The organism is Arthrobacter sp. RCC_34, from assembly GCF_041360795.1.
GTDB lineage: Bacteria > Actinomycetota > Actinomycetes > Actinomycetales > Micrococcaceae > Arthrobacter_E.
On sequence record NZ_JBFUPW010000001.1, the window covers coordinates 358,992 to 378,399 of the forward strand.

The 19,408-nt window shown below is 67.6% G+C and carries 17 protein-coding genes and 1 tRNA gene; 15 read left to right on the forward strand and 3 right to left on the reverse strand.

What is annotated here, in order from left to right:
* Window position 1 precedes the first annotated feature (1 nt).
* The 3 genes from AB6732_RS01655 (at window position 2) to AB6732_RS01665 (ending at window position 2,248) form a co-directional block, all read left to right on the forward strand.
* Window positions 2–688 (forward strand): ABC transporter ATP-binding protein, encoded by a 687-nt coding sequence (locus AB6732_RS01655; protein WP_370957789.1) that lies wholly within the window; start codon window positions 2–4, stop codon window positions 686–688.
* 191 nt (window positions 689–879) lie between these two features.
* Window positions 880–1,401 carry a M23 family metallopeptidase gene (locus AB6732_RS01660; RefSeq protein WP_066211603.1) on the forward strand — a complete coding sequence of 174 codons (522 nt, stop codon included), beginning with the start codon at window positions 880–882 and terminating at the stop codon, window positions 1,399–1,401.
* Between the two features lie 208 nt (window positions 1,402–1,609).
* Complete coding sequence (locus AB6732_RS01665) at window positions 1,610–2,248, forward strand: helix-turn-helix transcriptional regulator (RefSeq protein WP_370957790.1); 639 nt, start codon at window positions 1,610–1,612, stop codon at window positions 2,246–2,248.
* Here AB6732_RS01665 and AB6732_RS01670 read toward each other — a convergent pair.
* Window positions 2,164–3,378, reverse strand: a complete 1,215-nt coding sequence (locus AB6732_RS01670; RefSeq protein ID WP_370957791.1) for an MFS transporter — start codon at window positions 3,376–3,378, stop codon at window positions 2,164–2,166. The two genes, AB6732_RS01665 and AB6732_RS01670, sit on opposite strands and share 85 nt — an antisense overlap.
* A gap of 227 nt (window positions 3,379–3,605) precedes the next feature.
* The gene (locus AB6732_RS01675; RefSeq protein WP_370957792.1) at window positions 3,606–4,826 is read right to left on the reverse strand and encodes a pyridoxal phosphate-dependent aminotransferase; all 1,221 of its coding nucleotides are present in this window, start codon (window positions 4,824–4,826) and stop codon (window positions 3,606–3,608) included.
* Window positions 4,827–5,008: 182 nt separating this feature from the next.
* On the opposite strand from AB6732_RS01675, the gene AB6732_RS01680 reads away from it, so the two are divergent.
* The 10 genes from AB6732_RS01680 (at window position 5,009) to AB6732_RS01725 (ending at window position 13,644) form a co-directional block, all read left to right on the forward strand.
* A tRNA-Trp gene (locus AB6732_RS01680) sits at window positions 5,009–5,081 on the forward strand.
* A gap of 115 nt (window positions 5,082–5,196) precedes the next feature.
* Window positions 5,197–5,478, forward strand: coding sequence for a preprotein translocase subunit SecE (gene secE / locus AB6732_RS01685; protein ID WP_066211598.1), 282 nt, complete (start codon window positions 5,197–5,199; stop codon window positions 5,476–5,478).
* 158 nt (window positions 5,479–5,636) lie between these two features.
* Complete coding sequence (nusG, locus tag AB6732_RS01690) at window positions 5,637–6,437, forward strand: transcription termination/antitermination protein NusG (protein ID WP_370957793.1); 801 nt, start codon at window positions 5,637–5,639, stop codon at window positions 6,435–6,437.
* Between the two features lie 130 nt (window positions 6,438–6,567).
* Window positions 6,568–6,996, forward strand: a complete 429-nt coding sequence (gene rplK / locus AB6732_RS01695) for a 50S ribosomal protein L11 (protein ID WP_307497783.1) — start codon at window positions 6,568–6,570, stop codon at window positions 6,994–6,996.
* Between the two features lie 127 nt (window positions 6,997–7,123).
* Entirely contained in the window at window positions 7,124–7,831 is a 708-nt protein-coding gene (rplA, locus tag AB6732_RS01700) for a 50S ribosomal protein L1 (RefSeq protein WP_066211592.1), read from the forward strand.
* Window positions 7,832–7,986: 155 nt separating this feature from the next.
* A complete protein-coding gene (locus AB6732_RS01705; protein WP_370957794.1) occupies window positions 7,987–9,111 on the forward strand; it encodes a GNAT family N-acetyltransferase in 1,125 nt (374 codons plus the stop codon).
* A complete protein-coding gene (locus tag AB6732_RS01710; RefSeq protein ID WP_370957795.1) occupies window positions 9,108–10,229 on the forward strand; it encodes a GNAT family N-acetyltransferase in 1,122 nt (373 codons plus the stop codon). The genes AB6732_RS01705 and AB6732_RS01710 overlap by 4 nt, the downstream gene beginning before the upstream one ends.
* Window positions 10,230–10,528: 299 nt before the next feature.
* A complete protein-coding gene (gene rplJ / locus AB6732_RS01715) occupies window positions 10,529–11,086 on the forward strand; it encodes a 50S ribosomal protein L10 (protein ID WP_066211587.1) in 558 nt (185 codons plus the stop codon).
* Window positions 11,087–11,148: 62 nt separating this feature from the next.
* Window positions 11,149–11,526: a 50S ribosomal protein L7/L12 gene (rplL, locus tag AB6732_RS01720; protein ID WP_307497780.1), complete on the forward strand. Its 378-nt coding sequence runs from the start codon at window positions 11,149–11,151 to the stop codon at window positions 11,524–11,526.
* Between the two features lie 291 nt (window positions 11,527–11,817).
* Window positions 11,818–13,644, forward strand: coding sequence for a bifunctional UDP-sugar hydrolase/5'-nucleotidase (locus AB6732_RS01725; RefSeq protein ID WP_370957796.1), 1,827 nt, complete (start codon window positions 11,818–11,820; stop codon window positions 13,642–13,644).
* 106 nt (window positions 13,645–13,750) lie between these two features.
* Here AB6732_RS01725 and AB6732_RS01730 read toward each other — a convergent pair whose 3' ends face one another.
* A complete protein-coding gene (locus AB6732_RS01730; RefSeq protein WP_370957797.1) occupies window positions 13,751–14,950 on the reverse strand; it encodes an acetyl-CoA C-acetyltransferase in 1,200 nt (399 codons plus the stop codon).
* A gap of 240 nt (window positions 14,951–15,190) precedes the next feature.
* Here AB6732_RS01730 and AB6732_RS01735 point away from each other — a divergent pair, with 240 nt between their 5' ends.
* Complete coding sequence (locus AB6732_RS01735) at window positions 15,191–15,610, forward strand: aminoacyl-tRNA deacylase (protein WP_370959575.1); 420 nt, start codon at window positions 15,191–15,193, stop codon at window positions 15,608–15,610.
* A 287-nt stretch (window positions 15,611–15,897) separates the two neighbouring features.
* Window positions 15,898–19,398 (forward strand): DNA-directed RNA polymerase subunit beta, encoded by a 3,501-nt coding sequence (gene rpoB / locus AB6732_RS01740; RefSeq protein WP_370957798.1) that lies wholly within the window; start codon window positions 15,898–15,900, stop codon window positions 19,396–19,398.
* Window positions 19,399–19,408 lie beyond the last annotated feature (10 nt).

Genomic DNA, 19,408 nt, shown 5'->3' on the forward strand with positions numbered 1-19,408 from the left:
CATGATCGAAGTCAAGGATCTGGTCCGTCAGTTCAGTTCGGGGGACCGCACCATCAAGCCGGTCAACGGCGTCAGCTTCCAGCTCGAGCGCGGGGCGTTCGCCTCGATCGTGGGCAAGAGCGGCAGCGGCAAGAGCACGCTGCTGTCCCTGCTCGGCGCGCTGGACAAGCCCACGAGCGGCGACGTCGTGGTGGACGGAGTGAGCCTGGCCGGACTGCCGGATGCGAAACTCACCGCGTACCGCCGCAAGGACATCGGGTTCGTCTTCCAGCAGTTCAATCTCGTCCCGAATCTGACCGCGCTGGAGAACGTCATGCTGCCCATGGAGTTCGCGGGTCTGGGACGCGCCGCCCGCAAAGCCAGGGCGCAGGCGCTGCTGGAGCGGGTTCAGCTGGACCCGGAGAAGCACGTCCGGAAGGCCAATCGCCTCTCCGGCGGCGAGCAGCAGAGGGTGGCGATCGCCCGGGCGCTGAGCAACGAACCGAAGCTGATCCTGGCAGATGAGCCGACGGGCAATCTCGACGAGCAGACGGGTGAGCACATCGTGGACCTGCTCAGTTCGCTGAGCAGCGAGAACCGGACCACGGTGCTGGTGGTCACGCATGACCGTGGCCTCGCGCAGAAGACCCAGAGGCGTTTCCGCCTCCAGCAGGGCACGCTGCGGGAGGAGGAGACGGCGCGGGCCTGATGGCGTCCCTCGCCGGCGGGGGCGTCCTCCATTGGGGGGAGGATGCCCCCGAGCGACCGTACCGGTCCGGTGCGACTCTTGACAGCTCGGTCGATATGTTGACAGCTTGTTCCTGGGTGTCGTGACACCGTGTTAAACCACGGGCGGCGCCCTTCCGCCTCGCCAACCCATGAGCACTCAGGAGAACAGCCATGACCGATCGTCAGGAACCATCCATCCTGCCCAGCCGACGGAGCATTCTGGGAGGCGGCCTCGCCGTCGCCGGCCTCACCGTGGCGGGAATCGCCGTCGCGCCGGCCGCCCAGGCCGCGTCCTACGTGCGTCCCGTGCGGGACCCCGCCGCCCACCCGATCACGGCGCAGTGGCGTCAGCCCGGCTCCTGGGCCGCCGGTTACCACACGGGCGTGGACATCGGATGCCCCGTCGGCACCCCGGTGTATGCGACCATCGGCGGCGACGTCCGCACCGGCCGCGCCAATTGGGGATCCGCCTACGGCACCATGATCCTCATCAATGACAATGTGGACGGTTCCGACTGGGGCTACTGCCACCTCTCCCGCTCGGTCGTGAGCGAGGGCCAGCGGGTCGCCACCAACCAGCTCATCGGGTACTCGGGCAACACCGGCAACACCACCGGACCCCACCTGCACCTGGAGCGCCGCCCGCGCTACGGCGGGTACGGCTCGGACCTGAACCCCAACCTCTGGCCGTGAGCTGAGCCGGGGGCCGGCCGGAGCACTCCCGGCCGGCCCCGGCCAGGATCCCAGGAATGACCGGGCCTCTGGACGCGTTCCGGTGACTGTGACGGATCTTCAAGCCCAGTGGGAAGCCAGTGCTTCCACCGTGTTGGACCTCTCCGAGGGTGAAGCTCTTCCGTGGGCTTCGCCCTCGGTCTGGTTTCTGGTGCTCTCAGGGACCGTCATGCTGCGCTGGAACCAGCAGGAGCGCGTGCTCTCCGAGTCCGCGGCCGTGTTCCTCCGGCAGGCGGCGCGCTTCCGGGCCCGGGCCCTGGAACCGAGCCGTTTGCTCCAGGTCGATCTGGCGGAACTGACCGGCGCGGCCCTGCCGGAGCCCGCTGTCGTGCCCGACTTCAATGCCCGGCACCACGGCGTCACGGACTTCGTGGCGGCCTGCCCCCTGAGCGGCAAACCGACCGTGCGGGACTTCAATCGCGGATACGGGCACCTGATCGGCGGCGCGATGCTCGTCTCCCTGGACGCGGCGGAGCAGGCCGCGGAATGGGATCCCGGAGTGTGCCGGGCCGCGTCCGCCATCCGGCAGGACCCGGCGCATCCGTGGACCCTCCTGCAGCTGTCCAGACTCGCGCTTCTGAGCCGTACCGCCCTGGCCGAGCGCTTCCGCGCACAGACCGGCGTGACGCCCATGCAGTATGTGCGCCAGGAGCGGCTCGCCCGTGCCGCCCACCTGCTGCGGCACGGCGATCAGCAGATCAGCCAGATCGCCGCGAGCGTCGGCTACGCGTCCGACGCCGCCTTCGTCCGGGCCTTCTCGGCGGAGCGAGGGACCACCCCGGGACGCTGGCGGGCCTCGGCCGGCTGAGCGGGCAGGGCGGAGAAGCCGACGCCGGCCAGCACGGCGGCGGCCGCGGCGGTGAGGAAGACCGCGGCCAGGCCCGCGTGATCGAGCAGCACGCCTCCCACGACCGCGCCCAGCGTGATCGCAATCTGGAACGCGGTGACCTGGAGACTGACCGCGGCTTCGGCGTCGTCCGGCTCGACCGTGGTGACCCATAGCTGAGTGGTGACGGGCACCAGATTGAATCCGAGTCCCCAGGCGAGGCTCGCCACGGTGAGGGACGCCGTGGTGCCGCTCTGCGAGGCCAGCAGCAGCGAAGCGGCCAGGACGAACGGCCCGAGGGACACGGCGAAGCGCAGCCTGCGTGAGATGGCCCCGGCCAGGAAGTTCCCCACCAGGCCTCCCGCGCCCCAGAGCAGGAGCAGCCAGCCCATGGCGCCCGGGTCGACCGCCTCGATGGCGAGCCTGATGTAGGGGTAGGCCGTGAAGTTCGCGAAGGCGGCCAGCCCCACGCACAGGATGCCCATCATGAGGCGGCGATGTCCGAGGGCCCTGCGCATCATGGCGAAGCCGGCCGACGGATGCGCCGGCACGGAGGGCAGTGTCGCCGCGAGCGTGACGGTGGCGAGGGCACCCACGCCGGCCGCCGCCCAGAAGACCTGCCGCCAGCCGAGCGCGCTCCCGACGACGGCGGCCAGCGGCATCGCGACGATCGTCGCGACGCTCGTCCCGGTCGCCAGTGCCGTGGAGACCAACGCGGCGCGCGACGGCAGGATGTGGACCCCGGCCCCGAACGCCAGCGACCAGTAACCCGCGATCGCCACTCCCAGCGCCAGACGACCGAGCAGCAGCACCGGGAAGGACGGGGCGAGCGCCACGAGGACGTTGGCCGCCGTCCCGACCCCGAGCAGGACAATCAGGACAGTCCGCCGGTCGGTGCGGGGCACCAGGCTGGCGAGGCTCGGGGCGGTCACCGCGCCCGCCAGGGCCGTCGCCGCCACGGCAAGGCCCGCTGTGCCGTCACTGACCCCCACCTCGGCGGCGATCAGGGGCAGCACGCTCGCCGGGAGGAACTCACTCGCCACCAGCATCGTGATGCCGAGGGCCAGTGCGGTGATGGCGAACGGAGGGCGTCGGAGAGCGGTTGCTTTCATGGTCACCACTGTGCCGGGCGCGGGCGGGCGCGGATTGACCGGTCGTCCGCGGCGCTTGCCCCGGCGTCCTGAATGCGCTTCTGAATGCTGCCCCGAACGCGCTCCTGGCGACGGTGTCATCCGGATCCTGTCATCCAGGCCCGGTGGAAACACGACCGCCCCGCACCGTGCGGGACGGTGCGGGGCGGTCAGTGGCATTGCTGCCGGTGGCGCCGACGTTCTGTGCCTCAGGAGGCCTTGCCGAGGAATTCCTGCAGGCGGCGGACGCCTTCGGCGAGGTCGTCGTCGCCCAGGGCGTAGCTCAGGCGCAGGTAGCCGCTCGGGCCGAACGCCTCACCGGGGACCACGGCCACCTCGACCTCGTCGAGGATGAGTGCCGCCAGCTCGGCGCTGGTCTGCGGCGTGGCGGTGCCGCCGGCGGCCGTCGGGAACGACTTCCCCAGCAGACCGCGGACGTCCGCGTACGCGTAGAAGGCGCCCTTCGGCGTCGGGCACTCCACGCCGTCGATCGCGTTGAGGCCCGCGGTGATCGCCTGACGGCGCCGGTCGAAGGCGACCTTCATCTCGTCCACGGCGGTGAGCGGTCCGGAGACGGCGGCCAGCGCGGCGATCTGCATGATGTTGGAGACGTTGCTGGTCGCGTGCGACTGCAGGTTGGTGGCCGCCTTGATGACATCGGCCGGGCCGACCATCCAGCCCACGCGCCACCCGGTCATGGCGTACGTCTTGGCCACACCGTTGAGGATGATGACCTTGTCGCCCAGTTCCGGGGCAGCGGCCGCGATCGAGGTGAAGGGCACGCCGTCGTAGGTCAGGTGCTCGTAGATCTCATCCGTGACCACCCAGAGGCCCTTGGAGGCGGCCCAGGCGCCGATCTCGGCGACCTGCTCCGGGGAGTACACGGCGCCCGTGGGGTTGGACGGGGAGACGAAGAGCAGCACCTTGGTGTTCTCCGTCAGGGCGGCTTCGAGCTGCTCCACGGTGACCAGGTAGCCCTGCTCCGGTCCGGCGAAGACCTCCACGGGCACGCCGCCGGCCAGCCGGATCGCCTCGGGGTAGGTGGTCCAGAACGGGGTCGGGACGATCACCTCGTCGCCCGGATCCAGGAGCGTGGCGAAGGCGTTGTACACGGCCTGCTTGCCGCCGTTGGTCACCAGGACCTGAGAGGCGTCCACCTGGTAGCCGGAGTCACGGAGCGTCTTCTCCGCGATGGCCTGCTTGAGCTGGGGCAGCCCGCCGGCGGGGGAGTAGCGGTGGTATGCGGGATTCTTCGCGGCCTCGATCGCGGCTTCCACGATGTACCCGGGGGTGGGGAAGTCAGGCTCACCTGCCCCGAAGCCGATCACCGGACGGCCCGCGGCCTTGAGGGCCTTGGCCTTCGCGTCCACCGCGAGGGTGGCGGATTCGGCGATGGAGGAGATGCGTCGGGAGATGCGTGAAGAGGGCATGGGGCGGAGTCCTTCGCGTGTTTTTCAGCGTGATCCCGGGGTCAACCGGCACTTCCAAGCTTAGGCTCAGGTGCTCCGCGAGGCACAGCCCGAACGGGGCATGAGTCCCACTTAGACGTTTTCCCACATCTTGCGTATAGTTGTACCTCGGTGTTGGAAGCCGAAAGGCCATCCGACTCCATAGGGTAGTGGCGCAATTGGTAGCGCAGCGGTCTCCAAAACCGCAGGTTGCAGGTTCGAGTCCTGTCTGCCCTGCGCATGGTTAGCTCCAGGCGTCAGCCGGGAACACCACAGCACCAGCACTGAGGCTTGCCGAACGGTAGCCGCACGGGTTCGTCAGAACAGCACGGCAAAGAAGAGCGAGGGAACAGTGACCGATACTGCCGCCAATGACGCTCAGGGCCGTCCTGCCAAGAGCGGTGGGAAGAAGGGCAAGAAGCTGGGCTTCTTCGCCCGGATCGCCCTGTTCTTCCGGCAGATGATCGGCGAGCTGAAGAAGGTCGTCACCCCGACCCGCTCCGAACTCCTCAACTACACGCTGGTGGTGCTGGTCTTCGTGGCGATCGTCATGCTGATCGTCACCCTCCTTGACCTCGCCTTCGGCGTGGGCGTCGGCTGGGTGTTCGGCGGCACGGGTCCCACGGAACGCTGACCGACTGACTTTCCGCAGGCCACCGGATCGCCTCCGCAAGGGGGTTGAGATGGCTGCCTGTGGAATTGAGCCATTTAAGTGGGATGCCCCTCTGGGTGGCTCGGCCACCACGAGCGTTCCCACGCTTGCAATGCACTAACGACGAAGCAGGAGACCACGTGTCTGAGCAGGAGCTCGAATTCAGCGAGACCGTCAACCAGGACGTCGCCCCGGAGTCCCAGGACGCCGTCGAGGCGGACACTGCTGCGCCCGAAACCCTGGCCGCCGAGGCTGAGGAAGCGGAGGCCGTCGCCGAGGCTGACGACGCGGAGGAGAGCGAGGAGGGCGACGACGTCGCTCCCGCAGCACCTGCCGAGGATCCCCTCGAAGCCTTCAAGGCCAAGCTCCGCCGCCAGGAGGGCGACTGGTTCGTCGTCCACACGTACGCCGGCTACGAGAACCGCGTGAAGACCAACCTCGAGACCCGCGTCCAGACCCTGGACATGGAGGACTACATCTTCGAGATCCAGGTCCCCATGGAAGAGGTCGTGGAGATCAAGAACGCGCAGCGCAAGGTCGTCACCCGCGTGCGCATCCCGGGTTACTGCCTGGTCCGCATGGAACTCACGGACGCCTCCTGGGGCGCCGTCCGCCACACGCCGGGTGTCACCGGCTTCGTGGGCAACGCCCACAACCCGGTCCCGCTGAAGCTGGACGAGGTCGTCTCCATGCTGGCTCCGGTCTTCGAGCAGGAGCAGGCTGAGCAGGAAGGCGGCAAGCAGGCCCGCGTCGCCGCCGCTCCGGTCCACGTCGACTTCGAGGTCGGCGAGTCCGTGATCGTGAAGGAGGGTCCGTTCGAGACCCTGCCCGCCACGATCTCCGAGATCAAGGTCGAGTCCCAGACCCTCGTGGTCCTGGTCTCCATCTTCGAGCGCGAGACCCCGGTCACGCTGGCGTTCAACCAGGTCACCAAGATCTGACACCCCGAGATTTCGTTCCCGGACCGTGCTGCTTTAGCGGTTCTGGAACGTCCGGCCACCTCGCCAAGGTGGTCACCCAGCTGAGGCGCACTCCTGTTCCTCAGTAAGCAATTGAGAGAAGGACCCTACATTGGCTCCCAAGAAGAAGGTCACCGGCCTCATCAAGCTGCAGATCCAGGCAGGTGCCGCCAACCCGGCCCCTCCGATCGGTCCCGCGCTTGGTCAGCACGGTGTCAACATCATGGAGTTCTGCAAGGCGTACAACGCTGCGACGGAATCCCAGCGCGGCAACGTCATCCCGGTCGAGATCACGGTGTACGAGGATCGCTCGTTCACCTTCATCACCAAGACCCCGCCGGCTGCTGAGCTCATCAAGAAGGCCGCAGGCGTGGCCAAGGGCTCTGCAACCCCCCACACCGTCAAGGTCGCCAAGCTGACCCAGGCACAGGTCGAGGAAATCGCCACCGCCAAGCTGGCCGACCTCAACGCCAACGATGTCCAGGCTGCTGCCAAGATCATCGCCGGCACCGCTCGCTCCATGGGTATCACGGTCGAGTAATCACGGCCTCAGGCCACCCGCCGGTTCGCCGGCACTTCGAAATTCATAACGTCCCGTGCAATGACGGGGCAGTGGCAGGGCCGAGCGCGGTCCGCAGACCACAACTGCACAAGGAGAAATACGCAGCATGGCAAAGCGCAGCAAAGCATATGAGGCAGCCGCCGCCAAGATCGACGCGGAGAAGCTTTACGCTCCGGCCGAGGCGGTCACCCTGGCCAAGGAGACCAACCCCTCCAAGTTCGACGCGACCATCGAGGTGGCTTTCCGCCTGGGTGTCGACCCCCGTAAGGCCGACCAGATGGTCCGTGGCACGGTCAACCTGCCGCACGGCACCGGTAAGACCGCCCGCGTCCTCGTGTTCGCCACGGGTGACAAGGCTGAGGCCGCACTGGCCGCAGGCGCCGACTTCGTCGGTTCCGACGACCTGATCGAGAAGATCTCCGGTGGCTGGACCGACTTCGACGCCGCCGTCGCGACCCCCGAGCTCATGGGCAAGGTCGGTCGTCTCGGTAAGGTCCTGGGTCCGCGTAACCTCATGCCGAACCCCAAGACCGGCACCGTGACCCCGGACGTCGCCAAGGCTGTCAACGACATCAAGGGCGGCAAGATCGACTTCCGCGTCGACAAGCACTCCAACCTCCACTTCATCATCGGCAAGGCCAGCTTCGACGCCGAGAAGCTCGCCGAGAACTACGCCGCTGCTCTGGAAGAGGTGCTTCGTCTGAAGCCGACCGCCGCCAAGGGCCGTTACATCCAGAAGGCCACCGTGGCCACCACCTTCGGCCCGGGCATCTCCGTGGACCCGAACGTGACCAAGGTCGTCCTCGGCGCCTAGTCGCCCCTCGCAGGCTTCGCCTGCAAGGTCCCGTCTGACGACGGAGGCCACCCCTGACAGAGGCCGCTCAGCATCGCTGGGCGGCCTCTGGCGTTCCCGGGCGGCAGTGTGATCGGCCCGGGTCCGGCGGAGCGGCGCCGGGTTAGGGTGGGAAGATGACGGAGCCCACCTTCAGCATCGAGCGCCTGGTCCTGCCGGAGTCCCTGGAATCGCCCGAGGCCCGGGACTTCCTGGACGTGTGCGCGCTGACCGATGAGCTCGTGCTCCGGACCCGCGGAACCCTGGACCTGGCCACTCCGAACCGCGCGCGCCTCATCCTGTGGCGGGACACCGAGTACGCCCGGCTGCGGGTCTACTTCGTGCGCCTCGAGGGCCGTGTGGTGGCCCGCGCCTGGATCCACCTGCCGCTCAAGGACAATCTGGAGACGGCCTGGTTGAGCGTCGGCGTGCACCCCGACTTCGAGGGCCGCGGTCTCGGCCGGGCCCTGGCTGACCACGTGGAGGCGGTGGCGCTGAGTGAGGGCCGCACCGTGGTCCAGATGGGCACCGAACATCCCACGGGCACTGCGGACGACGACGGCGAGCGGCTCCTCCCGCCGACCGGCAGCGGCAGCGTCCCCGCGGCGTCGAGGGCGGTCCGGTTCGCGCTGCGTCGTGGCTATGAGCTCGTGCAGGTGGAGCGGACGAGTGTGCTCGTGGTGTCCGACGAATCCCGCCGCGCCGCCCACACGCTGCTCGAGGAGACGGCCGCCCGGGCCGAGGAGTCGTATGAGCTGATCACGTGGTTCGACGAGACACCCGAAGAACATGTGGCGGATCTCGTCCGTCTCTCCACGAGCATGTCCACGGAGGTCCCGCTCGGCGGCCTGGAACTGGGCGAGGAGGTCTTCGACGCCGACCGCGTCCGTGAGATCGATGCGCGCCGCCGTGAAGGCGGCGTGCGCGCGGTGACCACGGCGGCCCGTCACCGGTTCACGGGGGAGCTCGCCGGCTATTCCGTGCTCGAGTACCTCCCGGACCATCCTGAGGTGGGGGAGCAGGACAACACCCTGGTGCTGCCGGGGCACCGCGGGCACGCGCTGGGCCAGTGGATGAAGGCCGCCAACTTCGAACGGCTGCTGGAGGCGTTCCCGGCGGTGCGCAGGATCTACACGTACAACGCGGACGAGAATCAGCACATGCTTGCTATAAACATCGCGATGGGTTTCCGCCCGGCCGGTCACGACGGCCAGTGGCAGGCCCATCTGGACGGCCGCGCGGCTGCAGGGGAGGGCTCATGAGCATCAGGATCGAACAGCTGTGGATCCCGGACACCCTCGACGGCCCGGACGCCGAGGCCTTCCTGGCGGCCGTGGACGTGTCGCGGCGGGTCCGGCTCGCCACGTGGGGGACCGACGACCTCGCATACACCCCGCTGGAGAAGCTCTACGAACTGCGGGACCCCTATGAGCGGCAGGTGCTGCTGACCGCCACCCTGGACGGCGTGATGGTCGGCGTCGCGGACATCTCGCTTCCTCTGCTGGGGGACATCGACGTCGCGGAATTCACCCTGGACATCCTGCCGGAGGCCCAGGGCCGTGGCGTGGGCCGGGACCTGATCCGCGCCGCGGAGCAGTTCGCCCGCTCCGAGGGACGACGGCACCTTCTGGTCGACACGAACCATCCCGCGGCCAGCCTCGGGGACACGGAGGACAGCCTGCAGCCGGACAGCGGTCCGGGCTTCGTGCCGCTCGCGAGCCGCTCCGTGGATTTCGCCCAGCGCAGCGGGTACACCCTGGAGCGGATCGAGCAGTTCAGCTCCTGTGCCCTGCCGCTGGACACGGTGCTGGAGGGGCAGCTCATGGCGGAGGCCGAGGCCGCGAACGACGGCCGATACCGTCTGCACCACTGGCGGGACCGCTGCCCCGAACGCTGGCTGGCGGACATGACCGCGCTGGACTCCTCCGCGGAGGACCTCACCCTCGCCGCTGCAGCGGATGCCGGGGTGCCCGCCGACGTCTGGGAGGACTACGACGTGGAGGCGCTGCGCCGTGCGGAGGAGATCGCCATGGCGCAGGGGCGGCGGACGGTGGTCACCGCCGTTGAGCATGTGGAGACGGGCGTCCTCGTGGGCGTCACCACCATCAGCGTGCTGCCGCAGCGGCAGGACGTGGTGTTCCAGGATGAGACCCATGTGCGGCTCGCGCACCGCGGCAACAAACTGGGCCTCCTGCTGAAGATCTCGAATATGCAGCAGTTGCAGGACCTCTTCCCGGACGTCCGCGTGATCTACACCTGGAACGCCCTGGAGAACCGGTATCTGCTCACCGTCAATCAGCAGTTGGGGTTCCGGACCGCCGGGGTGACGGGTCTCTGGCAGAAGCAGTTGCCTGACCTCCGCCAGCCGCACCTGAGCTGAGGCGCGGACGCCGATTTGCCCGTCCGGCGGGGTCTCCCGTAAGCTGGATTCACCAAAGACCGTCGGTTGTTGGATATCCCTGTGCTCTGCCACTGTGCAGAGGCGTGTGGATCTCCATCGAAGGACCCTTCAGCATAAGGGCGGCCGGCGCAGGTGAACCGAGCGAGAAGTCTGATCTTCCACGCCCCGTGCGCCTGCGCGGGGCGTTTTTTGTTGGTGCCCCTGAGTACCTGATGCGCGGCTCACACCGCGAGCAGCGAGGACCTTCCTGACCGGCCTGATTCCCCGGAAGGAGGGTTATGACAACGCCGAACAAGGTGGCCGCAGTTTCTGAGATCACCACCGATTTCAACGAATCGACCGCCGCTGTCCTGACCGAATACCGCGGGCTCTCTGTCGCACAGCTCAAGGAGCTGCGTCGTTCCCTGGGCGCGGAGACCAAGTACTCCGTCGTCAAGAACTCCCTGACCGCGATTGCAGCCAAGGAAGCCGGTGTCGACGCGTTCGACGGCCAGCTCGCAGGCCCCACCGCAATCGCCTTCATCAAGGGCGACGCCGTTGCTGCCGCGAAGAGCCTCACGGACTTTGCCAAGGCCAACAAGCAGCTGGTCATCAAGACCGGTTACTTCGAGGGCAAGGCTCTGAACGCTTCGGAAGTTGCCGCACTGGCCGCTCTCGAGTCCCGTGAGCTGCAGCTCGCGAAGGTCGCCGGTGTCCTCAAGGCCCCGGCTGCCGCAGCTGCCCGCATCATTGATGCCCTGCGCATCAAGCTCGAAGAAGAGAACGGCGCTCCGGCGCCCGCCGCTGAGGAAGCACCTGCCGAGGCTCCGGCCGAGGCTGCTTCCGAAGAGGCCTGAGTCTCTTCTCCCCACCCACACACTGTGGTGCGCAGGCACCAACTACAGGAAGGACGCCAATCATGGCGAAGCTCAGCAACGAAGAGCTCATTGAAGCTTTCAAGGAACTGACCATCATCGAGCTCTCCGAGTTCGTCAAGCTGTTCGAGGAGACCTTCGAGGTCACCGCCGCAGCTGTTGCCGTTGCAGGCCCCGCCGGTGGCGGCGCCGCTGAAGAGGCCGAGGAGAAGACCGAGTTCGACGTCATCCTCGAAGCCGCTGGCGAGAAGAAGATCGGTGTCATCAAGGAGGTGCGCGCCCTGACCTCCCTCGGCCTGAAGGAGGCCAAGGACCTCGTCGACGGTGCCCCCAAGGCCGTCCTCGAGGGCGTCAACAAGGAGACCGCCGAGAAGGCCAAGGAGCAGCTCGAGGCTGCCGGCGCTTCGGTTTCCGTCAAGTAGCACCTGCTGCTGGTCGGTTCCCCGATCCTCTGAGGATCGGGAGACTGTCTGCTGGGAAGGTCCCGTCCACTTCGGTGGGCGGGACCTTCCGCGTTAACCGGGCCGGGGGAGCGCGGCGCGGGACGGCCCCGCGAGGACTGCCGGTAACCTCCGGTGAACAATTCAGGAATCGTTTCACAACTCCTTCCCAGGGCTGTGACGGCGGCCTAGACTGGCGCTTTGGGCCCCTCGGCCCGCCGCTCGTGCCCGGTCCCCGGGCGTCAACCCATCGTCTCCCCGCAGAGGTAACCCATGAGTGAAACCAGCACCGTCAGCCGCCGCGCCATGCTGAGCGCCGCCGTCGTCGCGGGCTCCAGTGCCGGAGCCCTTCTCGCCGCCGCGCCCGCAGAGGCGAGCCCCGGCCACGGCGCCAAGCGCTTCCGTCTGACCGTGCTCGGCACCACGGACCTGCACAACAACGTTTTCAACTGGGACTACTTCAAGGACACCGCCTATGCGGACAAGGCGGGCAACCAGATCGGCATCGCCCAGGCCTCGTCGCTCATCAAGGCCGTCCGTGCCGAACGCGGTGAGTCCAGCACCCTGACCATCGACGCCGGTGACACCATCCAGGGCACCCCGCTCGCCTATTACTTCGCCAAGATCCGCCCGGCTTCCCGCACGGTCAAGCACCCCATGGCCCTCGCCATGAACGCGGTGGGCTACGACGCCGTCGCGCTGGGCAACCACGAGTTCAACTACGGCATCGACCACCTGCGCACCTGGGAGCGCCAGCTGACGTTCCCCGTCCTGGGCGCGAACGTCCACGTGGCCGGCCGCGCGGCACGCGCCTTCAGCCCGTACGTCCTCAAGCGGGTCCGGACCTCCGCCGGCTGGGTGACGGTGGGCATCGTGGGCTTCGTGACCCCGGGCTGTGCTCTGTGGGACCGCCACAATGTGGAAGGCAAGCTCGACTTCAACGGCATCGTCGAGGAGGCGAAGAAGGTCATCCCCGAGGTGCGCGCCGCCGGCGCGGACGTCGTGATCGTCTCCTGTCACTCCGGCGCGACGCCGGGTTCCTCCTATGGCGACGCCCTGCCGTTCCCAGAGAACGCCTCGAGCCAGCTCGCCGAGCAGGTGCCCGGGATCGACGCGATCCTGGTCGGCCACGCGCACCAGGAGATCCCGGAGCGATTCGTGACCAACGCGGCCACGGGGCGGCAGGTGCTGCTCACGGAGCCCCTGCGCTGGGGCATGCGGGTGTCCGTCATCGATCTGGACCTCGTCAAGGAGCGGGGCCACTGGAAGGTCGAGACCGCGCACTCCCACCTGTTGGACGCCAAGACGGCACCCGAGGATCCCGCCGTCGTCAAGGCCGTCACCTCGGCCCACCGCGAGGCCGTGAAGTACGTGAACACCGCCATCGGGTCCTCCACGGCGCCGCTGTCCACGGCCACGGCCTGCTGGGAGGACACCGCGGCCATCGACGCGATCAACTTCGTCCAGGCGACCCGGATCAAGGCCGAGCTGGCCGGCGGCCCGAACGCCGGGCTGCCGGTGCTGTCGATCGCCGCGCCGTTCTCCCGCTCGGTCGACGTGGCCGCGGGTCCGCTCACCATCCGTGACATCGCGGGCCTCTACATCTTCGACAACACGCTGCTCAGCATCAAGCTCACCGGTGCCCAGCTCAAGGCCTACCTGGAGTGGTCGGCGACGTACTACAAGACCGTCGCGGGCACCACGGTGGCTGCCGCGGATCTGACCAACGCCCCCACCGCACTGGCTCCGGCGGGCACCCCGGATTACAACTACGACATCGTCTTCGGCCTGGACGCACCCCTGGAGTACAGCATCGACGTGGCCCGTCCCGCGGGTCAGCGCATCCAGGGCCTGAGCTACGGGGGAGCGCCCGTTGCGGATGGCGCGGAGTTCGCCCTGGCGATCAACAACTACCGCCAGAGCGGAGGCGGCAGCTTCCCGGGCGTCACCCAGGCCCCGGTCCTGACGAACAGCCAGCAGGAGATCCGTCAGCTCATGATCGACTACGTCGTGGAGCACGGTGTCCTGGATCCCGCGGTCTTCGCCCGCGACGACTGGAAGCTGGTGGTCAACGGCCAGCCGTTGACCGTCACCGCCTGACAAGTCTCGCTTAACGCCGGAGGCCGGCCGAGCACTTCCAGATCACTGGGGTGCCCGGCCGGCCTCTCGCGTACGGCCTGATGCGGGATCAGTCGCGGTCGAGCAGTCAGTCGCGGTAGAGCAGAAGAGCCTCGCCCTGACCGCCACCGCCGCAGAGGGCGACGGCGGCCTTGCCGTGGCCGCGGCGCTTCAGCTCGAAGGCCGCGTGGAGAGCCAGGCGCGCGCCGGAAGCGCCGATGGGGTGGCCCAGGGCGATCGCACCTCCGTGGATGTTGCAGCGGTCCAGCGGGTAGTCCAGGTCCTTGAGCGACTGCACGGCCACCGAGCCGAAGGCCTCGTTGATCTCGATGAAGTCCAGGTCCCCGGTCTCCCAGCCGGCCCGGCGGAGGGCGGCCTGGATCGCGTGCGACGGCTGAGAGTGGAGCGAGTTGTCCGGGCCGGCCACCTGGCCGGGGCTGCCCACGACGGCGAGGTAGTCCAAGCCGTGGTCCTCCGCGTACTTGCGGGAAGAGAGAACGAGGGCGGACGCGCCGTCGGAGAGCGGCGAGGAGTTCCCGGCCGTGATGGTCCCGTCCGTCGCGAAGGCGGCCTTGAGGCCGCTCAGGGTTTCCAGGGTGGTCCCCGGGCGCACCCCTTCGTCGGTGTCCACGATCAGCGGGTCGCCCTTGCGCTGGGCGATGCTCAGCGGCGCGATCTCCTCTGCGAAGACGCCCGCGGCGATGGCGTCGGCCGCGCGGTTGTGGGACGCGGCGGCGACCTCGTCCTGGGCGCGGCGGTCGATGCCGAGCGTGAGATTCAGGCTCTCGGTGGACAGGCCCATCGACTGGCCGTCGAAGGCGTCCGTGAGACCGTCGTGCGCCGCGTGATCGAGCGCCTGCACGGTGCCGTAGTTCCAGCCCTGCCGCGAACCGGGCAGCAGGTGCGGGGCGCGGGTCATGGACTCCTGACCACCGGCCACGACGACGTCGGCCTCACCCGAGCGGATGAGGCGCGCGGCGTCGATCACGGCGGTGAGCCCGGAGAGGCAGACCTTGTTGAGGGTCACCGTGGGCACGTTCCAGCCGAGGCCGGCTCCCACCGAGCTCTGACGTGCAGGATTCTGACCGGCGCCCGCCTGGAGCACCTGTCCCATGATGACCGCGTCGACATCTTCCGGGTCGATCCCCGCGCGTTCCACGGCGGCCTTGATGGCGTGGCTGCCGAGCTGGACGGCGGTCTTGCTGGCGAGCTGTCCGTTCAACCGGCCCTGCGGTGTGCGGGCAGCGGCGAGGATGACAACGTCATTGTTGTTTTCAGTGCTGGACATGGGCCTTCGCTTTCCGTGGTGTGGTTCTCCACCAAGGCTATCGCGTGGTGGCCTCCTCTTCGCCGGCCTGCCAGGATGGTGGGGACAGCAGGTGGGGACAGCAAGGGAGTGAAGGCGATGAAGGAGCACCCCGTGACCGAGTCCACAGCCGGAAGCGCTTCCCAGGATACGGCCGGTTCCCAGGAGCCCGCGGACCCTCAGGATCGCGTGAGGGAGGCCGCCGCGGCGCGTGGCCTGGAGATCGAGATCCGGGAACGGCCCGCCGCAGGGTCCCTTCCGGAGGCTGCGGCGCTGCTGGGCATCCCGCCGTCGGGCATCGTCAAGACCCTCGTGGTCAAGCGCTCGGACGGCACCTACCTCTTCGCCCTCGTCCCGGGCGGCCGTGCCATCTCGTGGCCGAAGCTGCGCGCGGTGGTCGGGGTGAACAAGCTGCGGCTGCCGGAAGCGGAGCTGGCGTTCGAGGCCACAGGATTCGTGCGGGGCACCATCACGCCCATCGGGAGCACCACCGACTGGCCCGTCGTCGCGGACGAGTCGATCGTGGGCCGCAGGATCGCCATGGGTGCCGGCGCGCACGGGTACAGCCTGTTCGTGGACGCCGACGAATTGATCCGTGCGTACGGGGCGACGGTCGCGGACATCACGGTCCCCGAGGGCTGACGGCGGCTCGCCGGGCCCCGGCTCGGCTTGACTCGGGCACTGCGACTGAGGTAGACATATTCGTTTCTGTCCTGTATCGTGGATATTTGCGTCTTCCCTCTGTACCTTCGGCCTTCATATAGCGGTGGGCTGGTCGTGTCTGTGGCATTTAAGCAAAGAGTGCTTATGCCGCTCAACGGTCCCGGGTCATATAGCGGTCCCGGTCGGGTGGTGCCAAACGCGTCGTGCGCTTTGGACACTCAATGGGGGAGGGCTGTTCAGCCCGAAGGTCTGTGGAAGGAACCCTCTTGGTCGCCTCGAGCACCCCAAACAATGAAACCGCTACCACTGATGGTGCGACTCGTCGCATCTCATTCGCGAAGATTCACGAGCCGCTTGACGTCCCGAATCTGCTCGCACTCCAGACGGACAGCTTTGACTGGCTGGTAGGGAACGAGCGCTGGCAGGCCAAGGTCGCCGCCGCTGTCGAAGCCGGCGACGAGTCCGTCGCCACGACGTCCGGCCTGGCCGACATCTTCGAAGAGATCTCCCCGATCGAGGATTTCCAGGGCACCATGTCCCTGAGCTTCTCCGACCCGGAGTTCTACGAGCCCAAGTACACCATGGCCGAGTGCAAGGATCGCGACGCGACCTACTCCGCTCCGCTGTACGTCAAGGCTGAGTTCATCAACAACAACACGGGCGAGATCAAGCAGCAGACCGTGTTCATGGGTGACTTCCCGCTGATGACGGAGAAGGGCACCTTCGTGGTGAACGGCACCGAGCGTGTCGTCGTCTCGCAGCTGGTCCGTTCCCCCGGCGCCTACTTCGAGAAGTCCCCGGACAAGACCAGTGACAAGGACATCTACTCGGCCCGCATCATCCCGTCCCGGGGTGCCTGGTTCGAGCTCGAGATCGACAAGCGCGATCAGGTCGGCGTCCGTCTGGACCGCAAGCGCAAGCAGTCCGTCACGGTGCTGCTGAAGGCTCTCGGCTGGACCGAAGGCCAGATCCTGGAGGAGTTCGGCCAGTACGACTCCATGCGCGCCACGCTCGAGAAGGATGCCACGCAGACCCAGGAGGAAGCCCTCCTGGACATCTACCGCAAGCTGCGTCCGGGCGAGCCGCCCACCGTCGAGGCCGCCCAGAACCTTCTGGACAACCTCTACTTCAATGCCAAGCGTTACGATCTGGCCAAGGTCGGCCGCTACAAGATCAACCGCAAGCTCGGCATCGACCGCCCGCTGTCCGACCGCGAGGCCTCCATCCTCCACGTCGAGGACATCGTGGCCATGATCAAGTTCCTCGTGGCACTGCACGCCGGCGAGACCACCATCAAGGGCGTCCGTGACGGCCAGGAAGTGGATCTGCGCGTCGAGGTCGATGACATCGACCACTTCGGCAACCGCCGCATCCGCGCCGTGGGCGAGCTCATCGAGAACCAGGTCCGCACGGGTCTGTCCCGTATGGAGCGCGTGGTCCGCGAACGCATGACCACGCAGGACGTCGAGGCCATCACGCCGCAGTCGCTGATCAACATCCGCCCGGTGGTGGCAGCCATCAAGGAGTTCTTCGGAACCTCGCAGCTGTCCCAGTTCATGGACCAGAACAACCCGCTCTCGGGTCTGACCCACAAGCGCCGTCTCTCGGCTCTTGGCCCGGGTGGTCTGTCCCGTGACCGTGCCGGCATGGAAGTCCGTGACGTGCACCCGTCGCACTACGGCCGCATGTGCCCCATCGAGACCCCTGAAGGCCCGAACATCGGTCTGATCGGCTCGCTGGCATCCTACGGCCGCATCAACGCGTTCGGCTTCATCGAGACGCCGTACCGCAAGGTGGCCAACGGTGTCGTCAGCGACCAGGTCGAGTACCTGACCGCCGACGACGAGGCCGAGGTCGTCATCGCCCAGGCCAACGCGCCGCTGGACGCCGACAACCGCTTCACCGAGGACACCGTCCTCGTCCGTGAGCGCGGCGGTGGAGGCGAGCCCGTGCTCATCCCGGCCGAGGACGTGCAGTACATGGACGTCTCCCCGCGCCAGATGGTGTCCGTGGCGACCGCCCTGATCCCGTTCCTGGAGCACGACGACGCCAACCGCGCCCTCATGGGTGCGAACATGCAGCGTCAGGCCGTGCCGCTGGTCCGCGCCGAGGCCCCCTTCGTGGGCACCGGCATGGAGCGCGCCGCAGCCGTGGACGCCGGCGACGTCGTGGTGGCCAAGAAGGCCGGCGTGGTCTCCGAGGTCTCCGCGGACCTCGTGATCATGCTGAACGACGACGGCACCGAGACGAGCTACCGCATCGGCAAGTTCTCCCGGTCCAACCAGGGCAACTGCTACAACCACCGCGTTCTGGTGGACGAAGGCCAGCGCCTCGAAGTCGGCGGCATCATCGCCGACGGTCCTTCCACGGACCAGGGTGAGCTCTCCCTCGGCCGCAACCTCCTGGTTGCGTTCATGTCCTGGGAAGGTCACAACTTCGAGGATGCCATCATCCTGTCCCAGCGCCTGGTGGCCGAGGACGTCCTGTCCTCCATCCACATCGAGGAGCACGAGATCGATGCCCGCGACACCAAGCTCGGTGCCGAGGAGATCACCCGTGACATCCCGAACGTCTCCGAAGAGGTCCTGGCGGGCCTGGACGAGCGTGGCATCATTCACATCGGCGCCGAGGTCGAGGCCGGGGACATCCTGGTCGGCAAGGTCACCCCGAAGGGTGAGACCGAGCTGACCCCGGAGGAGCGCCTGCTGCGCGCCATCTTCGGTGAGAAGTCCCGCGAAGTGCGTGACACCTCCCTGAAGGTGCCCCACGGCGAGTCCGGCACCGTGATCGGTGTCCGCGTCTTCGACCGCGACAATGACGACGAGCTGCCCCCGGGCGTGAACCAGCTGGTGCGCGTCTACGTGGCCGCGAAGCGCAAGATCACGGACGGTGACAAGCTCGCCGGCCGTCACGGCAACAAGGGTGTCATCTCCAAGATCCTGCCGATCGAGGACATGCCGTTCCTGGCGGACGGCACCCCGGTCGACGTGGTCCTGAACCCGCTGGGTGTCCCGGGCCGAATGAACGTCGGTCAGGTGCTGGAAACGCACCTGGGCTGGGTCGCGAAGACCGGCTGGAAGATCGAGGGCGAGCCGGAGTGGGTCAAGAACCTTCCGAACCTGCCCCGTGAGACCGCGCCGAACCAGACCCTGGCCACCCCGGTGTTCGACGGTGCACGTGAAGAGGAGATCGCAGGCCTGCTGAACTCCACCAACGTGACCCGTGACGGTGACCGTCTGATCGACGCCTCCGGAAAGACCCGTCTGTTCGACGGCCGTTCCGGCGAGCCGTTCCCGGACCCGATCTCCGTGGGCTACATGTACATCCTGAAGCTCCACCACCTGGTGGACGACAAGATCCACGCCCGGTCCACCGGTCCGTACTCCATGATCACGCAGCAGCCGCTGGGCGGTAAGGCCCAGTTCGGCGGCCAGCGCTTCGGTGAAATGGAAGTGTGGGCGCTGGAGGCCTATGGCGCGGCGTACACGCTCCAGGAGCTCCTCACCATCAAGTCTGACGATATCCACGGCCGCGTGAAGGTGTACGAGGCGATCGTCAAGGGCGAGAACATCCCGGAGCCGGGCGTTCCCGAATCCTTCAAGGTTCTGATCAAGGAAATGCAGTCGCTCTGCCTGAACGTGGAGGTCCTCTCCACCGACGGCACCACGATCGAGATGCGTGACTCTGACGACGCAGTCTTCACGGCTGCCGAAGAACTGGGCATCGATCTGTCCCGCGCAGAGCCCAGTTCCGTCGAAGAGGTGTAGTGACGTGGAG